The organism is Curtobacterium sp. MCLR17_042, from assembly GCF_003234695.1.
GTDB lineage: Bacteria > Actinomycetota > Actinomycetes > Actinomycetales > Microbacteriaceae > Curtobacterium > Curtobacterium flaccumfaciens.
This window is the reverse complement of record NZ_QKTD01000002.1, coordinates 111,944-134,107: the sequence shown is the minus strand read 5'-3', so window position 1 is coordinate 134,107 and position 22,164 is coordinate 111,944. Positions and strand designations below refer to the sequence as shown.

19 protein-coding genes are annotated in these 22,164 nt (G+C 71.1%); 17 read left to right on the top strand and 2 right to left on the bottom strand.

All coding sequences use genetic code 11. The features are described from left to right. Positions 1-58: 58 nt before the first annotated feature. From DEJ02_RS02850 to DEJ02_RS02790, 13 genes are all read left to right on the top strand, one after another. A complete protein-coding gene (locus DEJ02_RS02850) occupies positions 59-1,174 on the top strand; it encodes a mannose-1-phosphate guanylyltransferase (RefSeq protein WP_071244281.1) in 1,116 nt (371 codons plus the stop codon). A gap of 198 nt (positions 1,175-1,372) precedes the next feature. Further along, entirely contained in the window at positions 1,373-2,437 is a 1,065-nt protein-coding gene (locus tag DEJ02_RS02845) for a BMP family protein (protein ID WP_111031938.1), read from the top strand. A 167-nt stretch (positions 2,438-2,604) separates the two neighbouring features. After that, on the top strand, positions 2,605-4,125 hold the full coding sequence (locus DEJ02_RS02840) for an ABC transporter ATP-binding protein (RefSeq protein ID WP_111031937.1): 1,521 nt from the start codon (positions 2,605-2,607) through the stop codon (positions 4,123-4,125). Continuing rightward, on the top strand, positions 4,122-5,489 hold the full coding sequence (locus tag DEJ02_RS02835; protein WP_181440260.1) for an ABC transporter permease: 1,368 nt from the start codon (positions 4,122-4,124) through the stop codon (positions 5,487-5,489). The genes DEJ02_RS02840 and DEJ02_RS02835 overlap by 4 nt, the downstream gene beginning before the upstream one ends. After that, on the top strand, positions 5,486-6,778 hold the full coding sequence (locus DEJ02_RS02830) for an ABC transporter permease (protein WP_084741425.1): 1,293 nt from the start codon (positions 5,486-5,488) through the stop codon (positions 6,776-6,778). The genes DEJ02_RS02835 and DEJ02_RS02830 overlap by 4 nt, the downstream gene beginning before the upstream one ends. Before the next feature lie 19 nt (positions 6,779-6,797). Continuing rightward, complete coding sequence (locus DEJ02_RS02825; RefSeq protein WP_111031936.1) at positions 6,798-7,280, top strand: cytidine deaminase; 483 nt, start codon at positions 6,798-6,800, stop codon at positions 7,278-7,280. Positions 7,281-7,285: 5 nt separating this feature from the next. Continuing rightward, on the top strand, positions 7,286-8,584 hold the full coding sequence (locus DEJ02_RS02820; RefSeq protein ID WP_111031935.1) for a thymidine phosphorylase: 1,299 nt from the start codon (positions 7,286-7,288) through the stop codon (positions 8,582-8,584). Positions 8,585-8,704: 120 nt separating this feature from the next. Beyond that, positions 8,705-9,817, top strand: coding sequence for an adenosine deaminase (locus DEJ02_RS02815; protein WP_111022313.1), 1,113 nt, complete (start codon positions 8,705-8,707; stop codon positions 9,815-9,817). 3 nt (positions 9,818-9,820) lie between these two features. Further along, positions 9,821-10,267, top strand: coding sequence for a PTS sugar transporter subunit IIA (locus DEJ02_RS02810; RefSeq protein WP_071406407.1), 447 nt, complete (start codon positions 9,821-9,823; stop codon positions 10,265-10,267). After that, on the top strand, positions 10,264-10,542 hold the full coding sequence (locus tag DEJ02_RS02805) for a PTS sugar transporter subunit IIB (protein WP_027466460.1): 279 nt from the start codon (positions 10,264-10,266) through the stop codon (positions 10,540-10,542). Before DEJ02_RS02810 ends, DEJ02_RS02805 begins: the two co-directional genes overlap by 4 nt. A gap of 76 nt (positions 10,543-10,618) precedes the next feature. Continuing rightward, a complete protein-coding gene (locus tag DEJ02_RS02800; protein WP_111031934.1) occupies positions 10,619-11,461 on the top strand; it encodes a purine-nucleoside phosphorylase in 843 nt (280 codons plus the stop codon). Beyond that, a complete protein-coding gene (locus DEJ02_RS02795; protein ID WP_111031933.1) occupies positions 11,458-13,134 on the top strand; it encodes a phospho-sugar mutase in 1,677 nt (558 codons plus the stop codon). Before DEJ02_RS02800 ends, DEJ02_RS02795 begins: the two co-directional genes overlap by 4 nt. Before the next feature lie 442 nt (positions 13,135-13,576). Beyond that, positions 13,577-14,251 carry a hypothetical protein gene (locus DEJ02_RS02790; RefSeq protein ID WP_146249210.1) on the top strand — a complete coding sequence of 225 codons (675 nt, stop codon included), beginning with the start codon at positions 13,577-13,579 and terminating at the stop codon, positions 14,249-14,251. Positions 14,252-14,336: 85 nt separating this feature from the next. Here DEJ02_RS02790 and DEJ02_RS02785 read toward each other — a convergent pair whose 3' ends face one another. Continuing rightward, the gene (locus DEJ02_RS02785; protein WP_111031931.1) at positions 14,337-16,121 is read right to left on the bottom strand and encodes a biotin carboxylase N-terminal domain-containing protein; all 1,785 of its coding nucleotides are present in this window, start codon (positions 16,119-16,121) and stop codon (positions 14,337-14,339) included. Positions 16,122-16,216: 95 nt separating this feature from the next. Continuing rightward, entirely contained in the window at positions 16,217-17,011 is a 795-nt protein-coding gene (locus DEJ02_RS02780; protein WP_111031930.1) for a nucleoside triphosphate pyrophosphatase, read from the bottom strand. 14 nt (positions 17,012-17,025) lie between these two features. Between DEJ02_RS02780 and DEJ02_RS02775 the strand changes: the two genes are divergently transcribed. The 4 genes from DEJ02_RS02775 to DEJ02_RS02760 all read left to right on the top strand — a co-directional run bounded on the left by DEJ02_RS02775 (position 17,026) and on the right by DEJ02_RS02760 (position 21,486). After that, positions 17,026-18,285 (top strand): class I SAM-dependent RNA methyltransferase, encoded by a 1,260-nt coding sequence (locus tag DEJ02_RS02775; protein WP_111031929.1) that lies wholly within the window; start codon positions 17,026-17,028, stop codon positions 18,283-18,285. A gap of 176 nt (positions 18,286-18,461) precedes the next feature. Further along, entirely contained in the window at positions 18,462-19,181 is a 720-nt protein-coding gene (locus tag DEJ02_RS02770; RefSeq protein WP_017888757.1) for a response regulator transcription factor, read from the top strand. Positions 19,182-19,186: 5 nt separating this feature from the next. Continuing rightward, positions 19,187-20,440, top strand: coding sequence for a sensor histidine kinase (locus tag DEJ02_RS02765; RefSeq protein ID WP_071406412.1), 1,254 nt, complete (start codon positions 19,187-19,189; stop codon positions 20,438-20,440). Continuing rightward, positions 20,437-21,486, top strand: a complete 1,050-nt coding sequence (locus DEJ02_RS02760; protein ID WP_071406459.1) for a hypothetical protein — start codon at positions 20,437-20,439, stop codon at positions 21,484-21,486. The genes DEJ02_RS02765 and DEJ02_RS02760 overlap by 4 nt, the downstream gene beginning before the upstream one ends. Positions 21,487-22,164 lie beyond the last annotated feature (678 nt).

The window sequence follows — 22,164 nt, the reverse complement described above, 5'->3', positions numbered from 1 at the left end:
GCGGGAATCGTGCGGAGACCACCCAGGATCCGCCCGGCGGGGGCGGTACGGTGAGCGCGTGGCTGACGCTCTCGAAGACTTCTACGCGATCATCCCCGCAGGGGGCATCGGATCGCGCCTGTGGCCGTTGTCGCGCGCGGACGCACCCAAGTTCCTGCACGACCTGACGGGATCCGGCACCTCGCTGCTGCGGCAGACCTGGGACCGTCTGGCGCCGCTCGCCGGCGACCAGCGGATCATGGTCGTCACCGGCCGTGCGCACCGGGTCGCGGTGGAGTCGCAGCTGCCCGGCGTCGAGGACCACAACGTGGTGCTCGAGAGCGAGCCGAAGGACTCCACGGCGGCCATCGGCCTGGCCGCGGCGATCCTGGTGCGCCGCGAGCCCGACGTCGTCATCGGCTCGTTCGCCGCCGACCACGTCATCGGTGACGCCCGCGGCTTCCGTCGTTCGGTGCGCGAGGCCGTCGCCGTCGCCCGTGCCGGCTACGTCACCACCATCGGCATCACCCCGACGGAACCCGCGATCGGCTTCGGGTACATCAACGCCGACACCGCGGCGCTCGACATCGAGGGTGCCCCGACCGCACACGCGGTGAAGTCCTTCGTCGAGAAGCCGGACCTCGACACCGCCCGCTCGTACGTCGAGCAGGGCAACTACCTCTGGAACGCCGGCATGTTCATCGCGCGCGCCGACGTGCTGCTCGCCGAGATCGGCCGGACGAAGCCCGAGCTGCTGGCGGGCATCAACGAACTCGCCGACGCCTGGGACACCTCGGCGCGCGGCGCCGTCGTCGACGCCGTCTGGCCGATGCTCGAGAAGATCGCGATCGACTACACGGTCGCCGAGCCCGCCGCCGCTGCCGGACGCATGGCGGTCGTCCCCGGTGACTTCGACTGGGACGACGTGGGCGACTTCGCCTCCCTCGCCAAGCTGCAGTCCGGCGGTCGCCCGAACAACCTCGCGGTGCTCGGGGACGGTGCCCGCATCCTGGCGGACTCGTCGAGCGGCATCGTGATCTCGCACAGCCAGCGGCTCATCTCGCTCATCGGCGTCGAGGACATCGTCGTCGTGGACACCCCGGACGCGCTGCTCGTCACCACGAGCGCGAACGCTCAGCGGGTGAAGGGCGTCGTGGATGCCCTGAAGATCAGCGGCCGCGGCGACGTCCTGTAGCGCTCCATCGACAAACCCCTCGAACTGGGGGTGAATGAGTGGCCTCGCGTTACGGGCGCGTTTCGGCGGGGTCGCGATCCCGTAACCGATCCGCAGGACCCCCGCAACGGGTCCTGTACCGACCCGACGGTCGTGTACTGTCGCCACGATCGCCCGGAACGCACGTGGTCCGGGCACGCTCCCCGGAGGAACCAACCCGTGACATCTCGTACCCGACAGGTCGTCCTCAGCGCCCTCGCGCTCGCCGGCACCGTCGCCGTCCTGGCCGGCTGCGCCTCGGCGCCGTCCACCACCGACTCGGCGAAGAAGACCGACTTCCGCCCCTGCATGGTCTCCGACGCCGGTGGGTTCGACGACAAGTCGTTCAACCAGCTCGGCTACGAGGGCATGAAGGACGCCGCCAAGGACCTCGGTGCCACCTACAAGGAGGCCGAGTCGAAGGACGCCACCGTCTACGACTCGAACATCGAGCAGCTCATCGGCCAGAACTGCAACCTCGTCGTGACCGTCGGCTTCAACCTGGCCGACGCCACGAAGAAGCAGGCCGCTGCGAACCCCGACACCGACTTCGCGATCATCGACGACAACTCGATCGACGCGAAGAACGTCAAGCCGATCACGTTCGACACCTCGCAGGCGGCGTTCCTCGCCGGCTACGCCGCGGCGTCCTACTCGAAGACCGGCGTCGTCGGCACCTTCGGTGGCATGCAGATCCCGACCGTCACCATCTTCATGGACGGCTTCGCGGACGGCGTGAAGTACTACAACGAGCAGAAGGACAAGGACGTCAAGGTCGTCGGCTGGAACGTCGACACCGGCAAGGGCTCCTTCACCGGTGGCTTCGAGGCCGGCACGCAGGCCAAGTCGGTCGCGCAGACGCTCCTCGACCAGGACGCCGACGTGATCCTGCCCGTCGGTGGCCCGATCTACCAGTCCGCTGCCGAGGCCATCAAGGACGCCGACAACGGCTCCGTCCTGATCGGTGCGGACAGCGACCTCTACGAGGCCGACCCCCGCTACAAGGACATCGCCTTCACCTCGGTCGAGAAGGGCATGCGCCCGGCCGTGAAGGACGTCGTCGAGCAGGCGGCTGACGACAAGTTCTCGAAGGACCCGTACGTGGGCACCCTCGAGAACGACGGCGTCGGCATCGCGCCGTTCCACGACTTCGAGTCCAAGGTCGACAAGGGCCTGCAGGGCGAGCTCGACGACGTGAAGGCCGGCATCATCGACGGCTCGATCAAGGTCAAGACCCAGTCCTGACCCGATGAACGCGGGCGGGGGAGCATCCCTCGCCCGCGTTCTCGTGCGCCCGGGTGGCGCACACCACATCGTGCGCCCGGCGGCGCACACCACATCGTGCATCCGCGGGCTGCACGCGACACCGTGCGCCCGCGTGGCGCGCGCGAGACAGAAATAGACTCCCGAACATGAAGCTCGAACTCCGCGGCATCACCAAGCGGTTCGGCGCCCTGGTCGCCAACGACCACATCTCGCTCACCGTCGAGCCGGGTGAGGTCCACTGCCTCCTAGGTGAGAACGGCGCCGGCAAGTCCACCCTGATGAACGTCCTGTACGGCCTGTACGACGCCGACGAGGGCGAGATCCTGCTCGACGACGTGGTGCAGGACTTCGACGGCCCCGGTGACGCCATGCGCGCCGGCATCGGCATGGTGCACCAGCACTTCATGCTCGTGCCCGTGTTCACCGTCGCCGAGAACGTCATGCTCGGCCAGGAGCAGACCACCTTCGGCGGGCGGCTCGACCTGGCCGGTGCCCGCAAGCGCGTGCAGGAGATCTCCGACCGCTTCGGGTTCGACGTCGACCCCGACGCCAAGGTCGAGGACCTGCCCGTCGGTGTGCAGCAGCGCGTCGAGATCATCAAGGCGCTGTCCCGCGACGCCTCCGTGCTGGTGTTCGACGAGCCGACGGCCGTCCTCACCCCGCAGGAGACCGACGAGCTGATGGGCATCATGCGCCAGCTCCGCGAAGCCGGCACCGCGATCGTCTTCATCACCCACAAGCTCCGCGAGGTGCGCGAGGTCGCCGACCGCATCACGGTCATCCGCCTCGGCAAGGTCGTCGGTGAAGCGTCGCCGACCGCCACGAACAACGAGCTGGCCGCGCTGATGGTCGGCCGTGCCGTCTCGCTCGTGGTCGACAAGGCTCCTGCGACCGGCGGCGCCGACGCCCTGGTCGTCCAGAACCTGACCGTGACCGACCCGTCCGGCATCGTGCTCGTCGACGACGTGTCCTTCACGGTGCGCCGCGGCGAGGTCCTGGCGATCGCCGGGGTGCAGGGCAACGGGCAGACCGAGCTCACCGAGGCGATCATCGGCCTCGAGCCCGCCCACGCCGGCCGCATCACCCTCGACGGCAAGGAACTCACCGGGCGGAGCGTCAAGCAGGTGCTCGACGCCGGCGTCGGCTTCGTCCCCGAGGACCGCAAGGAGGACGGCCTGGTCGGCGAGTTCACGATCGCCGAGAACCTGATGCTCGACCGGGCCGACCACGCCGAGTTCGTCCGCGCCGGCACGATCCGCTCGGCCGAGCGCGACGCCTTCGCCGACGAGAAGATCGCCGAGTTCGACATCCGGACGCCGGGTCGCACCACCGCGGCCGGGCGGCTGTCCGGCGGCAACCAGCAGAAGATCGTCCTGGCGCGCGAACTGAGCCGTGAGCTGCGGCTGTTCGTCGCCGCGCAGCCCACCCGCGGCATCGACGTCGGCTCGATCGAGTTCGTCCACAAGCGCATCGTCGCCACCCGCGACACCGGTGTGCCGGTCATCGTCGTCTCCACCGAGCTCGACGAGGTCGTGGCCCTGGCCGACCGGATCGCCGTGATGTACCGCGGCGGCATCGTCGGCATCGTCCCCGCGACCACCCCCCGTGACGTCCTCGGCCTCATGATGGCCGGGGAGATCCCTGAAGGAACGGAGCTGGCCGCGTGACCGCGCAGGAACCAGACAACACGCAGCAGCCGACCCCGGCTGCGCACGGCACCGCGGACGCCCCGCTCACCGACGACCGTCTGCAGGAGGTCGAGTCGACCCCGCACCTGATGACGGACTCGGCGGAGGACACCGAGCGCCGCAACGGCGCCGGTGGCGATCGCTGGCACGCCGCCCTGCAGGGGATCCTGAACGGCTCCGTGCTCGTCACGGTGCTCGCCGTCGTCCTCGCGCTGGTCGCGTGCGGCATCCTCATCGCGGTGACGGACGAGAACGTCCGTGCGACCGCCGGCTACTTCTTCGCCCGCCCCACCGACATGCTCCAGGCGATCGGTACCGCGGTCGGCGGCGCGTACGCATCGCTGTTCCAGGGCTCGGTGTTCAACTTCGGGGCGGACTCCTTCCAGCAGGCGATCGGGCCGCTCACGCGCTCCGTCGACTACTCGGTGCCGCTCATCGCCGCCGGGCTCGGGATCGCGCTGTCGTTCCGCGCCGGACTGTTCAACATCGGCGGCCAGGGCCAGATCCTGATGGGGGCCGCGGCCGCCGGGTGGGTCGGGTTCTCGTTCGACGGCCCCGCCGCGATCCACATCCCGCTCACGATCATCGCCGGCATCGTCGGCGGCGCGGTCTGGGGCGGCATCGTCGGGGTGCTCAAGGCCCGGACGGGTGCGAACGAGGTGGTCGTCACGATCATGCTCAACTACGTCGCGCTCTACCTGGTCAGCTACCTGCTCCGCACCCCGGGCCTGCTGCAGGCCCCGGGCAGCAGCAACCCGATCTCGCCAGCCACCAAGGACAGCGCGCTCCTGCCGCAGCTCTTCGGTGTGCGGTACGGCGTGGACCTCGGGTTCATCGTCGCGATCATCGCGGTCGTCGTCGTCTGGTGGCTCGTCAACAAGTCGTCGCTCGGCTTCCGGTTCCGCACCATCGGTGAGAACCCCCGTGCCGCCCGTGTGGCCGGCATGAGCGTCCCGTCGCTGACCATCTGGGTCATGGTCATCTCCGGTGCACTGGTCGGCATCGCCGGTGCCTACCAGGTGCAGGGCGCCGTCACCACGGGCTTCACCTCGGGCATCGACGCCGGCATCGGCTTCGACGCCATCACCGTTGCCCTGCTCGGCCGTTCGAAGCCGTGGGGCGTGTTCTGGGCGGCGATCCTGTTCGGCGTCCTGAAGAACGGTGGCTACGCCATGCAGGCCGCCAACGGCATCCCGATCGACATCGTCGGCGTCATCCAGGCCCTCATCGTCCTCTTCATCGCGGCGCCGCCGCTCGTCCGCGCGATCTTCCGGATCCCGCAGCCGGGTGCACGCAAGCGCACGAAGACGAGCAAGAACAGCAAGAAGGCGGTCGCCGCATGAGCACCCTCAGCCCCACCGCGGCCGCGCCGCGCATGCCCCTGGACGACCGCCCGGTCGAGACGACCCGCAGCTGGAAGCTCCCGATCGGGTACGGCGTGTTCACGCTGCTCGCGCTCGTGCTGTTCGGCTTCGGACACCGCCCCGGAACGGCGACGCTCCGCCTGGCGTCGAAGGGCGACTTCTTCGCGCTGCCGAACCTCCCGCTGCCGGCGACGGCCACCGGGATCGTCGTCACCGTGCTGCTCGCGCTCGCCACGGTGTACGCGATCGTCGAGACCCGTGCCTCGCGACGTGTGCCGCTCTGGGTGACCTCGGTGTTCGCGATCGTCTTCGTGGTCGGTTTCCTCGCATGGGCGGTCGCCGGCGACTCGATCACCATCCCCGGCATGCTCTTCGGTGCGCTCGGCCTCGCGGTCCCGCTCGTCTTCGGTGCACTCGGCGGCGTCATCTCCGAGCGGGTCGGCGTGGTGAACATCGCGATCGAGGGTCAGTTCCTCGCCGGTGCGTTCACCTCGGCGCTCATCGCCTCGCTCACCGGGTCGCCCTGGGTCGGCCTCGTCGGTGCCCTCGTCGCGGGTGTGCTCGTGTCGTTCGTCCTCGCGGCGTTCAGCATCAAGTACCTGGTCGACCAGGTCATCGTCGGTGTCGTCATCAACGCCTTCATCTCGGGCCTGACCGGCTTCCTGTACTCGCAGGTGCTGTCCCCGAACCAGCAGACGCTCAACATCGGCATCCGGTTCCCGAAGTTCGAGGTCCCGGTGCTCCACCAGATCCCGATCATCGGACCGATCTTCTTCGAGCAGTCGGTCGTCGTCTACCTGGCCTACGTCGCCGTCGCGGTCGTCACCTTCGGCCTGTTCAAGACCCGTTGGGGTCTGCGACTCCGCGCCGTCGGCGAGCACCCGCAGGCCGCCGACACGGTGGGCATCAACGTCACGAGCACCCGGTTCTGGAACGTCTCCCTCGCCGGTGCGATCGCGGGCCTCGGCGGGGCGTACTTCACGCTCGACGCCACCGGCGGGTTCACGAAGGACATGACCGCGGGCGCGGGCTACATCGCCCTGGCCGCCGTGATCTTCGGCCGCTGGGATCCGATCAAGGCCACGCTCGCCGCCCTGCTGTTCGGCTTCGCGTCGAACCTGCAGAACACGCTCAGCGCGGTCGGCTCGCCCGTGCCGAGCGAGTTCCTGCTGATGCTGCCGTACGTGGTGACGATCTTCGCCGTGGCAGGCCTGGTCGGGCAGTCGCGCGGCCCCGCCGCGTCCGGCAAGCCCTACATCAAGAGCTGACGGCCTGGAGGCACGACACATGACCGACACGCAGCAACCAGGTGACCAGGCGGTCACCGCGACCGACCCGACGGACGCCGCCACGGGCCTCCCGGCCGACGACGTGGACTGGGGCGTCCTGCGGGACGCCGCCACGGCCGCGATGCGGCGCGCCTACGCGCCGTACTCGTCGTTCCCGGTGGGCGCCGCGGCGCTCACCGACGACGGCCGGATCGTCTCCGGCTGCAACATCGAGAACGCGAGCTACGGGGTGACGCTCTGCGCGGAGTGCTCGCTCGTGTCGCAGCTGCACATGACCGGTGGCGGCAAGCTCGTCGCGTTCACGTGCGTCGACGGCGACGGGGCGACCCTGATGCCGTGCGGGCGCTGCCGCCAGCTGCTGTTCGAGCACTCGGCCGAGGGCATGCTCCTCGAGACGCTCTCCGGCATCCGCACCATCGACGAGGTCCTGCCGGACGCCTTCGGGCCGCGGACCCTCGCCACCTACCAGCAGGAGCACTGATCCACATGGCCGTCGAGCCGTTCGACACCGTCGACCTCATCCGTACGAAGCGCTCCGGCGGGGCCCTCAGCACCGCCGAGGTGGACTGGCTCGTCGACGCGTACACCCGCGGCTACGTCGAGGACCCGCAGATGGCCGCGATGGCGATGGCGATCTTCCTGAACGGGATGGAGCGGCGCGAGATCAAGGACCTCACGCTCGCGATGATCGCGTCGGGGGAGCGGATGTCGTTCTCGTCGCTCGGCAAGACGACCGTGGACAAGCACTCCACCGGTGGTGTCGGCGACAAGATCACGCTGCCGCTCGCGCCCCTGGTGGCGTCGTTCGGCGTCGCCGTGCCGCAGCTGTCCGGTCGCGGACTCGGGCACACCGGCGGCACGCTCGACAAGCTCGAGTCGATCCCCGGGTGGCAGGCGTCCATCTCGAACGACCGCATGATGCAGGTGCTGCAGGACGTCGGCGCGGTCATCTGCGCCGCCGGGTCCGGCCTGGCACCCGCGGACAAGAAGCTCTACGCGCTCCGCGACATCACCGGCACCGTCGAGTGCATCCCGCTCATCGCGTCGAGCATCATGTCGAAGAAGATCGCCGAGGGTACCGGGGCGCTCGTGCTCGACGTCAAGTTCGGGTCCGGTGCGTTCATGCCGACCTACGAGGCGTCCCGGGAGCTCGCACAGACCATGGTCGACCTCGGCAACGACGCCGGGGTCGCGACCTCGGCGCTGCTGACCGACATGGAGGTCCCGCTCGGGCTGACGATCGGCAACGCGCTCGAGGTGCGGGAGTCGGTCGAGGTGCTCGCCGGCGGCGGCCCCGCTGACGTCGTCGAGCTGACCGTGGCACTCGCGACCGAGATGCTCACGCTGGCCGGACTGCCCGACGCCGACCCCGCCGCAGCGCTCGCGGACGGCCGCGCCATGGACACCTGGCGTCGGATGATCGAGGCGCAGGGCGGGGACCCGTCCGCCACGTTGCCCGTGGCCCGCGAACAGCACGTCGTCACCGCGCCGACGTCGGGGGTCCTCACGCAGCAGGACGCGCTGCCGTTCGGCGTCTCGGCCTGGCGGCTCGGGGCCGGTCGTGCCCGTGCGCAGGACCCGGTGCAGGCCGGTGCGGGCATCGAGCTCCACGTCAAGCCGGGGGACACCGTGACCGAGGGCCAGCCGCTCTGGACGCTGCACTCCGACGACGCATCGCGGATCCCGCGCGCACTCGAGTCGCTCGAGGGTGCGTGGACCATCGGCCCGGAGGGCTCCGCTGCCGCGGCACGTGGGCCGATCGTGCGCGAGCGCATCGGGTCCTGAACCCGGCCACCCGACCGACCGGAGGCTTCCTGCACACCTGTGGGGAGCCTCCAGTGTCTTCCGTCGTGGGTTGTGCACAGGTGCCTGCGCGGCGGCGGTGACCACCGATAGCCTGGGGGCATGAGCGCCGACGCCCCGACCTACCGCCTGCCCGACGCCGGGGCGGTCATCAACGACCTGCCGAAGGTCTCGCTGCACGACCACCTCGACGGCGGCCTGCGTCCCGCGACCATCATCGAGCTCGCGGCCTCGGCGGGTGTGTCGCTCCCCACCACCGACCCGGCCGAGCTCGGGCAGTGGTTCGCCGACCAGTCGAACTCCGGCTCCCTGGTCGAGTACCTGAAGACGTTCGACGTCACCACGTCGGTGATGCAGACCGCGCCGCAGCTCACCCGGATCGCCCGCGAGTTCGTCGAGGACCTGGTCGCCGACGGCGTCGTCTACGGCGAGGTCCGCTGGGCGCCGGAGCAGCACCTGCAGGGCGGACTGACCCTCGACCAGACGGTCGAGGCCGTGCAGGCCGGCATCGAGGAAGCCGTCGACGCCGCCGGTGGGCGCATCCGCGTCGGCCAGCTCGTCACCGCGATGCGGCACGCCGACCGGTCGCTCGAGATCGCCGAGCTCGCAGTCCGCCACCGTGACGCCGGGGTCGTCGGCTTCGACATCGCCGGTGCCGAAGCCGGGTTCCCCGCCTCGAACCACCGTGCCGCCTTCGACTACCTGGCGTCCGAACTGTTCCCCGTCACCGTGCACGCGGGCGAGGCCGACGGACTCGCCTCCATCCGTTCCGCCCTGGTCGACGGCCGGGCGCTCCGCCTCGGGCACGGCGTCCGCATCTTCGAGGACGTCGCCCTGTCCGACGCCGGGGACGGCTCGACGCTGGCCTCCCTGGGCGAGGTCGCCTCGTGGGTCCGTGACCGCGAGATCCCGCTCGAGGTCTCGCCGTCGTCCAACCTGCAGACCGGGGCGATCGCCGCGTGGGGCGACGACCTCGCCGACCACCCGTTCGACGTGCTCTACCAGCTCGGCTTCCGGGTCACGGTGAACACCGACAACCGCCTGATGAGCGGGACCTCGCTGTCGAAGGAGCTCGCACTGCTCGCCGGCACGTTCGGGTACGACCTCGACGACCTGGCGGCGTTCCAGATCAACGCCGCGCTCGGGTCGTTCCTGCCGCTCGAGGACCGCGAGGAGATCATCGCCACCATCACGGCCGGGTACCAGGAGGCCTGACGCATGGGACTGCCACCGCTGCCGGACACCGCCGTCCTCCTCGGTGCGGACGCGCCCGCGTGGCGTGACGCGATGCGCCTGGTCGGCGGTGCGCTCGTCGCCTCGGGCGCCACCACCGACGAGTACACCGACGCCATGATCGGCATGGTCGAGGAGCACGGGCCGTACATCGTCATCTCGCCGGGGCTCGCGTTCGCGCACGCCCGGCCGGGTGGTGCCGTCGTGCGGGACGGACTCGCGATCGTGACGCTCGCGACGCCGGTGGCGTTCGGCCACCCGCACAACGACCCCGTCCGCGTGGTGCTCGGGCTCGCGGTGGCCGAGGTCGGCACCCACCTGGAGTCGATCGGTGAGATCGCGAACCTGTTCAACGACGCCACCGTGACCGGGCGGATCGCGGCGGCGACCACCGCGGACGAGGTCCGCACGATCATGGGGGTCTCCGCGTGAAGATCGTGACCATCTGCGGCGCCGGCATCGGCTCGAGCGGCATCCTCAAGGTGAACGCCGAGAAGGCGCTCGACGCCCTCGGGCTGTCGGCGTCGGTCGTCGCGGCGGACGTCGCGTCCGTGCGGGACGTCTCCGACGACGCCAACGTGATCCTGACGAGTCAGGAGTTCGTCGAGGCGATCGGCGACACCTACGCAGAGGTCATCGTCATCGCGAACCACTTCGACCAGGGCGAGATCACGGCGGCGGTGGACCGGGCGCTCGGCGAGCACTGAGGCGGGTGCGGGGGCGGGTGCAGCGGCGGCCGCTGCGGCGGCGCTGCGGCGGGCGTCGGCCCTTTAGAGTTGGGGCATGAGCACCGAGAACCCGCTGAACGACCCCGCTGCCGACCCGTTCGAGGTCGCGCGGGCCGCCGCCGCCGTCATCGCCGAACAGTCCGGCATCGAGCGGCACGACATCGCCCTGACCCTCGGGTCGGGCTGGGGCAAGGCCGCCGACATCATCGGTGAGACCGTGTCCGAGATCCCGGCCGAGCAGGTCCCCGGGTTCAGCGCCTCGGCCGTCCCCGGACACTCCGGCACGATCCGGTCGATCCGCCTCGCCGACGGCCGCCACGCGCTCGTCATCGGTGCCCGCACCCACTACTACGAGGGCCACGGGGTCCGTCGGGTCGTGCACAGCGTCCGCACCGCGGCGGCGACCGGTGCCTCGATCATGGTGCTGACCAACGGTGCCGGCGGCATCAAGGAGCACTGGACCCCGGGCACCCCGGTGCTCATCAGCGACCACATCAACCTGACCGCGGACAGCCCGCTCGAGGGCGCGACGTTCATCGACCTCACCGACCTGTACTCGGCGCGGCTGCGCGAGCTGGCCCGGACGGTCGACCCGTCGCTCGACGAGGGCGTGTACACGCAGTTCCGCGGCCCGCACTACGAGACCCCCGCCGAGGTCCAGATGGCGAAGACCATCGGCGGGCACATCGTCGGCATGTCGACCGCGCTCGAGGCCATCGCCGCCCGTCAGGCCGGCATGGAGGTCCTCGGGTTCTCGCTCATCACGAACCTCGCCGCGGGCATCCAGAAGACCCCGCTGTCGCACACCGAGGTGCTCGAGGCCGGCAAGCAGGCCGAGCCGGTGATCGCCGACCTGCTCGCACGAGTGGTCGCCGCACTCGGGCAGCCGGCGTCGTGAAGCTCGACCTCGACCAGGTGCTCGGCACCGCGCGGGCGTGGCTGTCGCAGGACCCCGACCCCGAGACCCGCGACGAGCTGGCCGCGGCGATCGACGCGGCGTCCGACGGTGACGGTCCCGCTGTCCGGGCGCTCGCCGAGCGGTTCGACGGCAGGCTGCAGTTCGGCACCGCCGGACTCCGCGCGGAGCTCGGCTGGGGCCCGCTGCGGATGAACCGGGTCGTCGTGACCCAGGCCGCTGCAGGGCTCGCACGGTTCCTCATCGACACCGGGCGTTCGCGCAGCGTCGTGATCGGGTACGACGGCCGGGTGAACTCGGACGTCTTCGCACGTGATTCCGCCGAGGTCATGCGCGGCCTCGGGCTCGAGGTCACCCTGCTGCCCTCGGCCCTGCCGACGCCGGTGCTCGCGTTCGCCGTCCGGCACCTCGACGTCGGCGCGGGCGTCATGGTCACCGCGAGCCACAACCCGCCGCGGGACAACGGGTACAAGGTCTACCTCGGTCAGGACGACGACGGCTCGCAGATCGTGCCGCCCGTCGACGGCGAGATCGCGGACGCCATCGACGCCGTCGCCGCGGGGTCCGTCACCGACCTGCCGCGCGGCACGGACTACACCGTCGCGACGTCGGCCCTGGTCGACGCCTACGTGGCCGCCACGGCCGCGATCGTGCCCGCTCCGGTACTCGGGGTCGAGGAGCAGCCGAAGGTCGTCTACACGGCCATGCACGGCGTCGGGTGGGAGACCGCTCGCGCGGTGTTCGCGGCGGCCGGGTTCGCCGAGCCAGCGGTGGTGCCGGAGCAGATCGATCCCGACGGTGCGTTCCCGACGGTGTCGTTCCCGAACCCCGAGGAGCCGGGCGCGATGGACCTGGCGATCGCCCGTGGTCTCGCCGTCGGCGCCGACCTGGTGATCGCAAACGACCCCGACGCCGACCGGCTCGCGCTCGCGATCCCGACGGCCTCGGACGCCGGTGCGCCGTCGTACCGCCGGCTGTCGGGCAACGAGGTCGGCTGGCTGCTCGGGTGGCGGGCCGCTGCACGGGCGTCCGAGTCCGGCGCGACCGGGACCCTCGCCGCGTCGATCGTCTCGTCGCCGGCGTTGGCCCGGGTGGCTGCGCGCCACGGGCTGGAGTACCGCGACACCCTGACCGGCTTCAAGTGGGTCTCGCGGGTGCCCGAGCTGCTGTTCGGCTACGAAGAGGCCCTGGGCTACCTGGTCGACCCGTCGGTCGTCCGCGACAAGGACGGCATCTCGGCTGCGCTCGAACTGCTGTCCCTCGCCGACGAGCTCGCCGCGTCCGGCTCGACCATCGCCGACCACCTCGAGGCCTTCGCCGCCGAGTTCGGAGCGTTCGCCTCGGGCCAGGTGGCGACCCGCGTCGACGACCTGTCGCGCATCGGCGAGATCATGGCGTCGCTCCGGTCCACGCCACCGACGACGCTCGGCGGGCTCGACGTGCACACGGTGACGGACTACGCCGACGGGGTGGCGGGCTTCCCACCCTCGGACATCCTGCGCTACGACCTGTCCGGCGACGCCCGGGTGATCGTCCGCCCGAGCGGGACCGAGCCCAAGGTGAAGGTCTACATCGACACCGTCGCGGACACCCCCGCCGAGGCCCAGCGCCTGGTCGACGCCCTCGCCGAGTCGGTGCGCCCTTTGGTGTCGTAGGGCGCGGTCCGCCCGAACCAGGTTCCGGACACAGCACCGCGCATCTTCGCGGTGCTGTGTCCATTCCGCAGTGTCGCGTAAGCCCGGTACCGCTCCACAATGGCAACGGGTCGGCTGGTTCTCCACAGCGACCGGGTCATCGTGCCGTGAGCGGCCGCCGGGACGCCACGCTGTCCCGATGGAACGCCTCACGCTCATGACGACTCCGGTGGACAGCGCAACGGCTCGCAGCATGCGGCGCAGAACGGAGCGGGGCGAGTTCCTCCGCATCGGCCACGGCGTTTCGACCCCCGCCCAGGCGTTCCGGGATGCGTCGGAAGCGGCTCGTCACCGTGCTCGGATCGATGCCGTCCTCGCTGCCTCCCGTCCGGGGCTGATCGTGTCGCACGCGTCGGCCGTCGTGATGCACGAGCTGCCCTGGTTCGGGCCACTCCCGGATCGCGTGGCCCTCACCGACCCCACGCGCGACCGCGCGCAGCGCCTGCGGTTCAGCGACAAGGTGCCGGCACGTGGTCGAGACGTGGCAACCGTGCTCATCGACGGGGTCGAGACGACGGACCTGGTGACCACGGCCATCGACGTTGCGCTCCGATCCGACCGGGGCCATGCCCTGGTCATCCTCGACGCGGTGCTCCGACGAGGGGGCGACCGTCACGACCTGCTGGCCGAACTCGAGTCGCGACCGACACGCCGCGGTGTCCAGCGGGTCCGAGCGCTCCTCGAGCTCGCGGATGGTCGGATCGAGTCCGCCGGAGAGAGCCTCGCGCTGTTGGTGATGCACGATCTCGGGTTGCCACGGCCGGAGCTGCAACACGAGTTCTCCGTCGACGGCCGATGCATCGCACGGGTCGACTTCTGGTTTCCGGAGCAGGGGGTGGTCGTGGAGTTCGACGGACTCGTCAAGTACCGGGCCGGCGAGGTTCGGGGCGCGCGGACGGCAGAAGAAGTGGTGATTGCGGAGAAGTTCCGAGAAGACGCGGTGCGTGCAGTCCCGGGGGTCCGCGGTGTCGCGAGGCTGATCTGGCGCGAGGTTCTGCCCGGCGGGGATGCTCCGTTCACGCTCCGGAGGTCCGGACTCCCGGTCCCACTGGCGAGCCGCACGACACCAATGTGGTGACGCACCGTGGAACGGACACAGCACCGTGTAGATGCACGGTGCTGTGTCCGGAACCTGGTTCCGGGGGAGAGCAAGAACCCCCGCGCTACGCGAGCTCGAGCAGCACGTGACCGGACGAGACCGTCTGGCCGACCGGGGCGTTCAGCCCGGTGACGACGCCGTCCTTGTGGGCCTGCACGGGCTGCTCCATCTTCATGGCCTCGAGCACGACGAGCAGGTCGCCCTTCACCACGGTGTCGCCCTCGGCGACCGCGAGCTTCACCACGGTGGCCTGCATCGGCGACGCGACGGACGCCCCGGACTTCGCCAGGCCCCCGCGGACGGCCGACGAACGGCGCTTCGGGGGAGCGGTGGGGCCGGCCGGACGACGACCGGCGACACCGCCGGCAGCACCGCCACCGACGATCGACGGCATGGTGACCTCGATGCGCTTGCCCTGCACCTCGACCACGACGCTGTCGCGCGCAGCCGGGGCCGGCAGTTCCTCGGGGGAGCCGCTCCACGCCGGGATGTCGTTCACGAAGTCGGTCTCGATCCACTGCGTGTAGATGCTGAACGGCGAGGAGTCGTCCGTCGCGAACGCCGGGTCGGACACCACGGCACGGTGGAAGGGGAGCACGGTCGGCAGGCCGGTGACCTCGAACTCGGCCAGTGCACGACGCGAACGCTCCAGCGCCTCGGCACGGGTGGCGCCGGTGACGATCAGCTTCGCGAGCATCGAGTCGAACGAGCCGGACACGACGTCGCCGGAGACGACACCCGAGTCGACACGGACGCCGGGGCCGGACGGTGCGTTGAACGCGTGCACCGGGCCGGGCGCGGGGAAGAAGTTGCGACCCGGGTCCTCGCCGTTGATGCGGAACTCGAACGAGTGTCCCCGCGGCGTGGGGTCCGAGTAGTCGAGCACGCCACCCTCGGCGATGCGGAACTGCTCGCGCACCAGGTCGATGCCGGTGACCTCTTCGGACACGCAGTGCTCGACCTGCAGGCGGGTGTTCACCTCGAGGAACGACACGGTGCCGTCGGCGCCGATGAGGAACTCGCAGGTGCCGGCGCCGACGTAGCCGACCTCGCGCAGGATGGCCTTCGACGACTCGTACAGCGCGCTCTGCTGCTCGGACGTCAGGTAGGGCGCCGGGGCTTCCTCGACGAGCTTCTGGTGGCGACGCTGCAGCGAGCAGTCGCGGGTGGAGACCACGACGACGTTGCCGTGCTCGTCCGCCAGGCACTGGGTCTCGACGTGGCGGGGCTTGTCCAGGTACTTCTCGACGAAGCACTCGCCCCGACCGAACGCGGCGATCGCCTCACGCGTGGCGGACTCGAAGAGCTCCTCGACCGAGGCACGGTCGCGGACGACCTTCAGACCACGACCGCCACCGCCGAACGCCGCCTTGATCGCGACGGGCAGGCCGACCTGGTCGACGAAGTCGAAGACCTCGGAGACGTCCTGCACGGGCTCGATGGTGCCGGGGGCGAGCGGTGCGCCGACCTTCTCGGCGACGTGGCGCGCGGAGACCTTGTCGCCGAGGCGCTCGATCGACTCCGGCGACGGGCCGATCCAGACGAGCCCGGCATCGATGACGGCGCGGGCGAAGTCGGCGTTCTCGGCGAGGAACCCGTAGCCCGGGTGCACGGCGTCCGCACCGGAGCGGCGGGCGACCGAGATGATCTTGTCGATGACGAGGTACGTGTCGGCGCTCGTGGTGCCGTTCAGCGCGTAGGCCTCGTCGGCGAGGCGGGCGTGCAGGGCATCGCGGTCCTGGTCGGCGTAGACCGCGACCGATGCCTTGCCCGCGTCGCGGGCCGCGCGGATGATGCGGACGGCGATCTCGCCGCGGTTCGCGATGAGGACCTTGCTGATACGGGGCATGACACAGCAGCGTATTCGTGCGGCGGGAGTGCGTTTTGACTGGCACCCACAAAGAACCACCCGGAACAGGTGTGGATGTCTACAGTGCGCCGCGTCTAATGAGCCCAGAGATCGTGCCAGGCGATGCCGAAGCCCCGGAGGAGCATCGACCGCAGCACCGGCAGCGACATCCCGATCACGGCGGACGGTGCGCCGTCGATCCGCGTGATGTACGCCGCGGCGCGACCGTCGATGGTGAACGCGCCGGCCACCTCGAGCGGCTCGCCCGTCGCGACGTACGCGTCGATCTCGTCGACGGACACGTCGTCGGCGAAGGTCAGCACCGCGCTGTCGACCGCGACCACGCGGTCGCCGGCGGCGGCCAGCGCCGACCCGCCGGGCGCGACGGCACCCAGCTGCGGGACGCCGGCGGTGGACGTGACCAGGGACCGGACGGGAGGCACGGTGCGGGCCGGTGCCGCGCCTCCAGGCCGTCCCGTGGCCGGTTCCGGGTCCCGGTGCCGGTCGTCGCGTCGTCGATCGATCACGCAGTGTCCGCTCCACAGGGTCCCGCCGCCGGCGGCGAGCATCTGCCGCCAGCGCTCCCGGGCGACCGCGGGGTCGTGCGGCTTGCCGTACAGCTGTCCGTCGACCTCGAACGCGGAGTCGCCGCCGAACACCACTCCGTCGACCGGTGACCCGGCGACCGCGGAGTCGGCGACTGCTGACGCCTTGGCGACGGCGAGGAGCGAGACGAGCTCCGGCCCGGTCAGGGCACGGCCGAGGGATGCCGCTGCTGCGGCGCCGACGGCGTCCTCGTCGACCCCGGGGGACACGAGCACGGGTTCGATCCCGGACTGGGCGAGGAGTGCTCGGCGGGCGGGGGATGTACTCGCGAGGTACAGACGCATGGGACCATCTCACCATGGGTGAATCCGTCGGCACGCTGCTCGAACTCGACGTCACCGGGATCGCCCACGGCGGCATCTCGGTGGCACGGCACGAAGGACGGGTGGTCTTCGTCTCGGACGCGATCCCCGGGGAGCGCGTCGTCGCCCGGGTGACCGAGGACCGCAAGAAGTCGTTCTGGCGCGCCGACACGGTCAGCGTCATCACGCCGAGCGAGCACCGCGTCGACCACGTCTGGCCCGAGGCCGCGCTCGAGCGTGACCCCGAGACGCGCCCGGGTGGTGCCGAGTTCGGTCACATCGCCCTCGCACACCAGCGCACGCTCAAGCACGACGTCCTCGTCGACTCGTTCGCACGGTTCGCACGGATGGACCTCGCCGAGGTGCTCGGCCACGACGTCGTCGTCGAGGCCGCGCCCGGTGACGACGCGGCGAACGGCCTCGGCTGGCGCACCCGCGTCCGGCTGCACGTCGACGAGCAGGGCACCGCCGGCCCCTTCGCCGCCCGCTCGCACTCCGTGATCCCCGTCGCCAGCCTGCCGCTCGCGACCGCCGTCGTGCAGCAGAGCGCCCCGCTCGGCCGTGGTGCGCTGCCGGGCTCGTCGGTCATCGACGTCCTCGCACCGAGCGGCTCCGAGGGTGCGCGGCTCGTCATCGACGACCAGAAGCCCACCGTGGTGACCGAGGTCGTGGGGGAGCGCACGTTCCAGGTCGACGACAACGGGTTCTGGCAGGTGCACCGCGCCGCGGCGACCGTGCTCACCGAGGCCGTCCAGGACCTGGTCGACCGCGACCGCCTCGACCCCGAGGGCACCCACCTGGACCTGTACGGCGGCGTCGGCCTGCTCGCCGCCGCCCTCGGTGACCTGGTCGGCCCGAAGGCGCGCATCACGAGCGTCGAGAGCGCCGCCCGTGCCACCGAGCACGCGCAGGAGAACCTGTCCGAGTGGCTCGGCGCCCGCGCCGAGACCGGCCGCGTCGACCGCTGGCTGACGAACACCGTGGCGAACGCCTCGCGCGCCGAGAAGGACCGCTTCCGCGCCGGCACGATCGTGCTCGACCCGCCCCGCGCCGGTGCCGGTCGTGACGTGGTCGTGCAGATCGCCGCGCTCCAGCCGGAGCAGGTCGTCTACGTGGCGTGCGACCCGGTGGCGCTGGCCCGCGACGTCGCGACGTTCGCCGACCTCGGCTACCGACTCGAAGCACTGCGGGCCTTCGACCTGTTCCCGCACACCCACCACCTGGAAGCCGTCGCACGCCTGGTCCCCACGCGCTGAGGTCCGGCGGTCGCTCGACCGCGGGTCCTTGCGTGTCGGGGTGTCCACCAATCGGCGGACCGGCCAGCGTGGCGCAGCGGAGAAGCCCCGCACCTGAGTCCGGGCTGGGTATCCTGGGTCGTTGATGGCACTCCGGTTTCAGGGGCCGGCGTCGCGCATCGGAACGAGAGGCCACTGTGGCAGCAGGAACGACAACCACCAGCACCGAGACGTCAGGGGCGGCCACCAGGCCGGTCCGGGTCGCGATCGTCGACGACCACGAGTCCGTCCGACTCGGGATCCAGGCGGCGTGCCAGAACGAGGGGTTCGAGGTGGTGCTCACCGCCGCCAGCGTCCCCGAGTACGTCCAGAACCTCGACGGGCGAGAGGTCGACGTCGTCGTCCTCGACCTGTCCCTCGGTGACGGTTCGACCGTGACCGAGAACGTCAAGGGCGTGCAGGGGACGGGATCGGCGGTGCTCGTGCACTCCATCGCGGACCGTGTCGCCAACGTGCGTGAGGCGCTCGCAGCAGGGGCTGCCGGCGTCATCCCGAAGTCCTCGGCTACCAAGACCGTGATGGCCGCCGTCGCCACCGTCGCGCGCGGTGACGTCCTCAACAACCTCGAGTGGGCGAGCGCCATCGACGCCGACCGTGACTTCGCGAAGGCGCAGCTCGGCCGTCGCGAGCGCGAGATCCTGCACCTCTACGCCTCGGGTCTCCCGCTCAAGCTCGCCGCCCAGCAGCTCGGCATCGGCTACTCGACGGCCCGTGAGTACCTCGACCGGATCCGTGTGAAGTACGTCGAGGTCGGTCGCCCGGCCCCGACGAAGGTCGACCTGCTGCGTCGAGCCGTCGAGGACGGGATCCTCCCCGGGCTCGACTCGGGCATCGACCCCGACGGCGACGGTCGCTGACACGGATGGCGACCGCGGCTGAGTCGGCGCGGACGGTCGTCGAACCGGCGCCGTTCGGCGCCGATCCGGCGCGCAGCGTCCGCGCCTCGATCACGCAGGCGTCGGTGGAACGCGCGTTCGCGATCCTCCTCGCGATGGCGGCGATCGGCCTCGGCATCGTCGACGCGCCCGCGGTCCTGCAGCAGCTGCCGTACCTCGACCCGTTCTGGGGTCCGACGCTGATGCTCGCCCTCGCGGCGTCGTTCGTGTTCATCGGGGTCTCGGCCTTCGTGCAGCGGGTCGCCCAGCTGGCGCAGATCGTCTGCGCGCTGCTGTTCCTCGTCGTGCTCGTGACGTGGACGGCCACCGTGCAGGAGCCCATCCCGTCGGCGCAGCAGCCGTGGCCGTGGTGGTTCTGCACGGTCGGCTGCACGGCGGCGGCGATGGGCTTCGCCACGTGGCGTGCGACGGTCTACACGGCGCTCGTGCCGGCGGTGTACGTCGTCATCCGGCTCAGCCCGCTCGGCGGCGACGTCGGGGTCCTCGCCGTCCTGCTCGACGGCGTGTACACGGCGCTGCTCAGCGGCGCGGTGCTCGTCATCGCCGTGGTGCTGCGGCGTGCGGCCACGTCGGTCGACACGGCGCAGTCCACGGCCGTGCGGCGGTACTCGCTCGCCATCCGGGAACACGCGACCGAGGTCGAGCGGGTCCAGGTGGACGCCATCGTGCACGACAGCGTGCTCACGACGCTGCTCTCGGCCGCCCGTGCCGACACGCTCGAGGCCAAGACCCTCGCCGCGCGGATGGCCCGGAACGCGATCGACCACCTCGAGGCCGCCGCCACCGACGGTCCCGGTGACGTCGCGCCGGTCGCCCTCGGCGAACTCCGGGCGCGCATCCGCGAGGGGGTCGGTGCGTTGCCCGCCCCGGTCCGCCTCGTCCCGACGCCGACCGGGTCGGTCCGCCTGCCCGCGTCGGTCGCCGACGCGCTGGCCTCGGCGGCGCTGCAGGCCGCGGTGAACAGCGTGCAGCACGCCGGCGACGCTGATGTCTCCCGCTGGGTCCGCGTCGAGCAGCAGGGGCAGGGGGTGCTCGTCGAGGTCGGTGACGAGGGCCGCGGGTTCGACGTCGCGGCCATCCCCGCCGAACGGCTCGGTGTCCGCCGCTCCATCGTCGAGCGCGTCGCGACCGTCGACGGTCGGGCCGAGGTGCACACCGCCCCGGGCGAGGGTACCCGCATCGTGCTGACGTGGTCGCCGGCCGCGAGGACGACCGCATGAAGGTCTCCCTGCCGGCGAGCATCGCCCTCGGCCTGGCGTCGCTGTTCTCCCTCTACCATCTGGTCCTCGCCGCGGCCACGTTGCCGCGCGTCGACCAGGTCGCCCCGATCATCGCCTGCATGGTCCTGTACGCCGCGGCCACCGGCCTCGCACTGTTCGTCCCCGGCAGGGTCCTGCCGGTCTGGACGGCCTGCTTCTCCCTCGCCACCGCGATCGTGATGCCGGTGATCGCCGCCCCCGTCCTCGTCGACGGTCGTGGTCCGGGCTCCGCCACCTGGTGGATCGCGGCCATCGGCACGCTCATGGTGGTGCTCGTCGTGCGCGGTCGGGGCCCCTTCGCGTGGGCCGGCGTGCTGTTCCTGACCGTGTACACCGTCGCCTGGGCCGGCCTCGGCTCGCTCGGTGGGCTCGGCGTGGTCGGCAGCGTCGCCTGGGTCGCGATCGCCACCGTCTTCGCCGCCGCGATGAGCCGCGCCATCCGGAACACCCGTGAACTCGTCCTCGCCGAGCAGGAGACCGCCGACTGGCAGGCCGCGCAGGACGCCCACGTGTTCGAGCGGCAGTTCCGCCTGAGCCAGACCACCCGGATGGCCCTGCCGATGCTGCAGCGCATCATCGACTCCTGCGGCGACCTCGACGACGCCGACCGCGCCGAGTGCCTGCACCTCGAGCAGGCCATCCGCGACGAGATCCGGGGCCGGTCCCTGTTGTCCGACGACGTCCGCGACGAGGTGATGCGCCTGCGTCGCCGCGGAGCGACCGTCCAGCTGCACGACGACGGCGGGCTCGACGACCTGGACGCCCCGGACATCCGGCGCATCCACGCCCGTGTCGCCGAGGCGCTCCGGCAGGCCCGCGATGCCGACAACGTCATCGTACGGACGGTCGGCGAGGGCTCCGACTCCGCGGTGACCGTCGTCGGACTCCGCCTCGACGGCGCGGCCAGTGAGTCCGCGGCGCTCGGAGCGGGGATGGACGACGACGACGGGGACGAGGACGACTCCGTGGCGCTCTGGCTGGAGATCCCGCGGCACGAGCCGGCGTAGCGCGCGGCGCGTCGGTACCGCGCGCGGCACGCGTGTTGCGACAGTGCGCCACGTGATCGACGCGTGGATCGTCGCGGACGTGGTGCGGACCGCGCTGCGGGGGCGCGTGGTGCGCCGGGCGTGCGGGCGGCGGTGGACGCGATGGGGGACAGCCGGGAGGCCCGTGGCGGCCCCGTTACGGGCCTCCCGGCCGTCACGTGGGTGCGCCGGGCTTGCGCGCGCACGGAAGCGACCATGTCGTTGTCGTCCGACGTCGACGGTGTCGCTCGGACGCGCGCGCAACTGTTGCGCACGCACGGAAGCGACCATGTCGTTGTCGTACGACGTCGACGGTGTCGTTCCGGATCGGCCTCGCCAGCCGCCCCGCCAGCCGGCCCGACGCCCGCCCGCACGCGCTGAACGCCCCGGAAACGGGGAACGGGCCGGTCGGATACCGACCGGCCCGTTCACGACCCGAGGCTGAGCGACAACCCGAATGTCGCCCTGCCTCGCAGCGGGCGGTGGCTTCGTACCCTAGTCGGCCACCGTCCTGCGATGTCTTTCGTTGAAGGACACCGAACACCAACTACTATGCCCACGCACGAGCCGCATGTCAGTCGTCATTATGGGGGACAATTCCGGCATTTCCGGTCCGTATCCGCTGAACGTGTCCCCCGAGTGAGGGGATACCGACCGGGA

Bases quoted from the DNA above. Each gene is read 5' to 3' on its own strand.
- DEJ02_RS02840 (WP_111031937.1), top strand. From the start codon at position 2,605: ATGAAGCTCGAACTCCGCGGCATCACCAAGCGGTTCGGCGCCCTGGTC.
- DEJ02_RS02830 (WP_084741425.1), top strand. From the start codon at position 5,486: ATGAGCACCCTCAGCCCCACCGCGGCCGCGCCGCGCATGCCCCTGGAC.
- DEJ02_RS02825 (WP_111031936.1), top strand. From the start codon at position 6,798: ATGACCGACACGCAGCAACCAGGTGACCAGGCGGTCACCGCGACCGAC.
- DEJ02_RS02820 (WP_111031935.1), top strand. From the start codon at position 7,286: ATGGCCGTCGAGCCGTTCGACACCGTCGACCTCATCCGTACGAAGCGC.
- DEJ02_RS02815 (WP_111022313.1), top strand. From the start codon at position 8,705: ATGAGCGCCGACGCCCCGACCTACCGCCTGCCCGACGCCGGGGCGGTC.
- DEJ02_RS02810 (WP_071406407.1), top strand. From the start codon at position 9,821: ATGGGACTGCCACCGCTGCCGGACACCGCCGTCCTCCTCGGTGCGGAC.
- DEJ02_RS02800 (WP_111031934.1), top strand. From the start codon at position 10,619: ATGAGCACCGAGAACCCGCTGAACGACCCCGCTGCCGACCCGTTCGAG.
- DEJ02_RS02785 (WP_111031931.1), bottom strand. From the start codon at position 16,121: ATGCCCCGTATCAGCAAGGTCCTCATCGCGAACCGCGGCGAGATCGCC.
- DEJ02_RS02780 (WP_111031930.1), bottom strand. From the start codon at position 17,011: ATGCGTCTGTACCTCGCGAGTACATCCCCCGCCCGCCGAGCACTCCTC.
- DEJ02_RS02775 (WP_111031929.1), top strand. From the start codon at position 17,026: ATGGGTGAATCCGTCGGCACGCTGCTCGAACTCGACGTCACCGGGATC.
- DEJ02_RS02765 (WP_071406412.1), top strand. From the start codon at position 19,187: ATGGCGACCGCGGCTGAGTCGGCGCGGACGGTCGTCGAACCGGCGCCG.
- DEJ02_RS02760 (WP_071406459.1), top strand. From the start codon at position 20,437: ATGAAGGTCTCCCTGCCGGCGAGCATCGCCCTCGGCCTGGCGTCGCTG.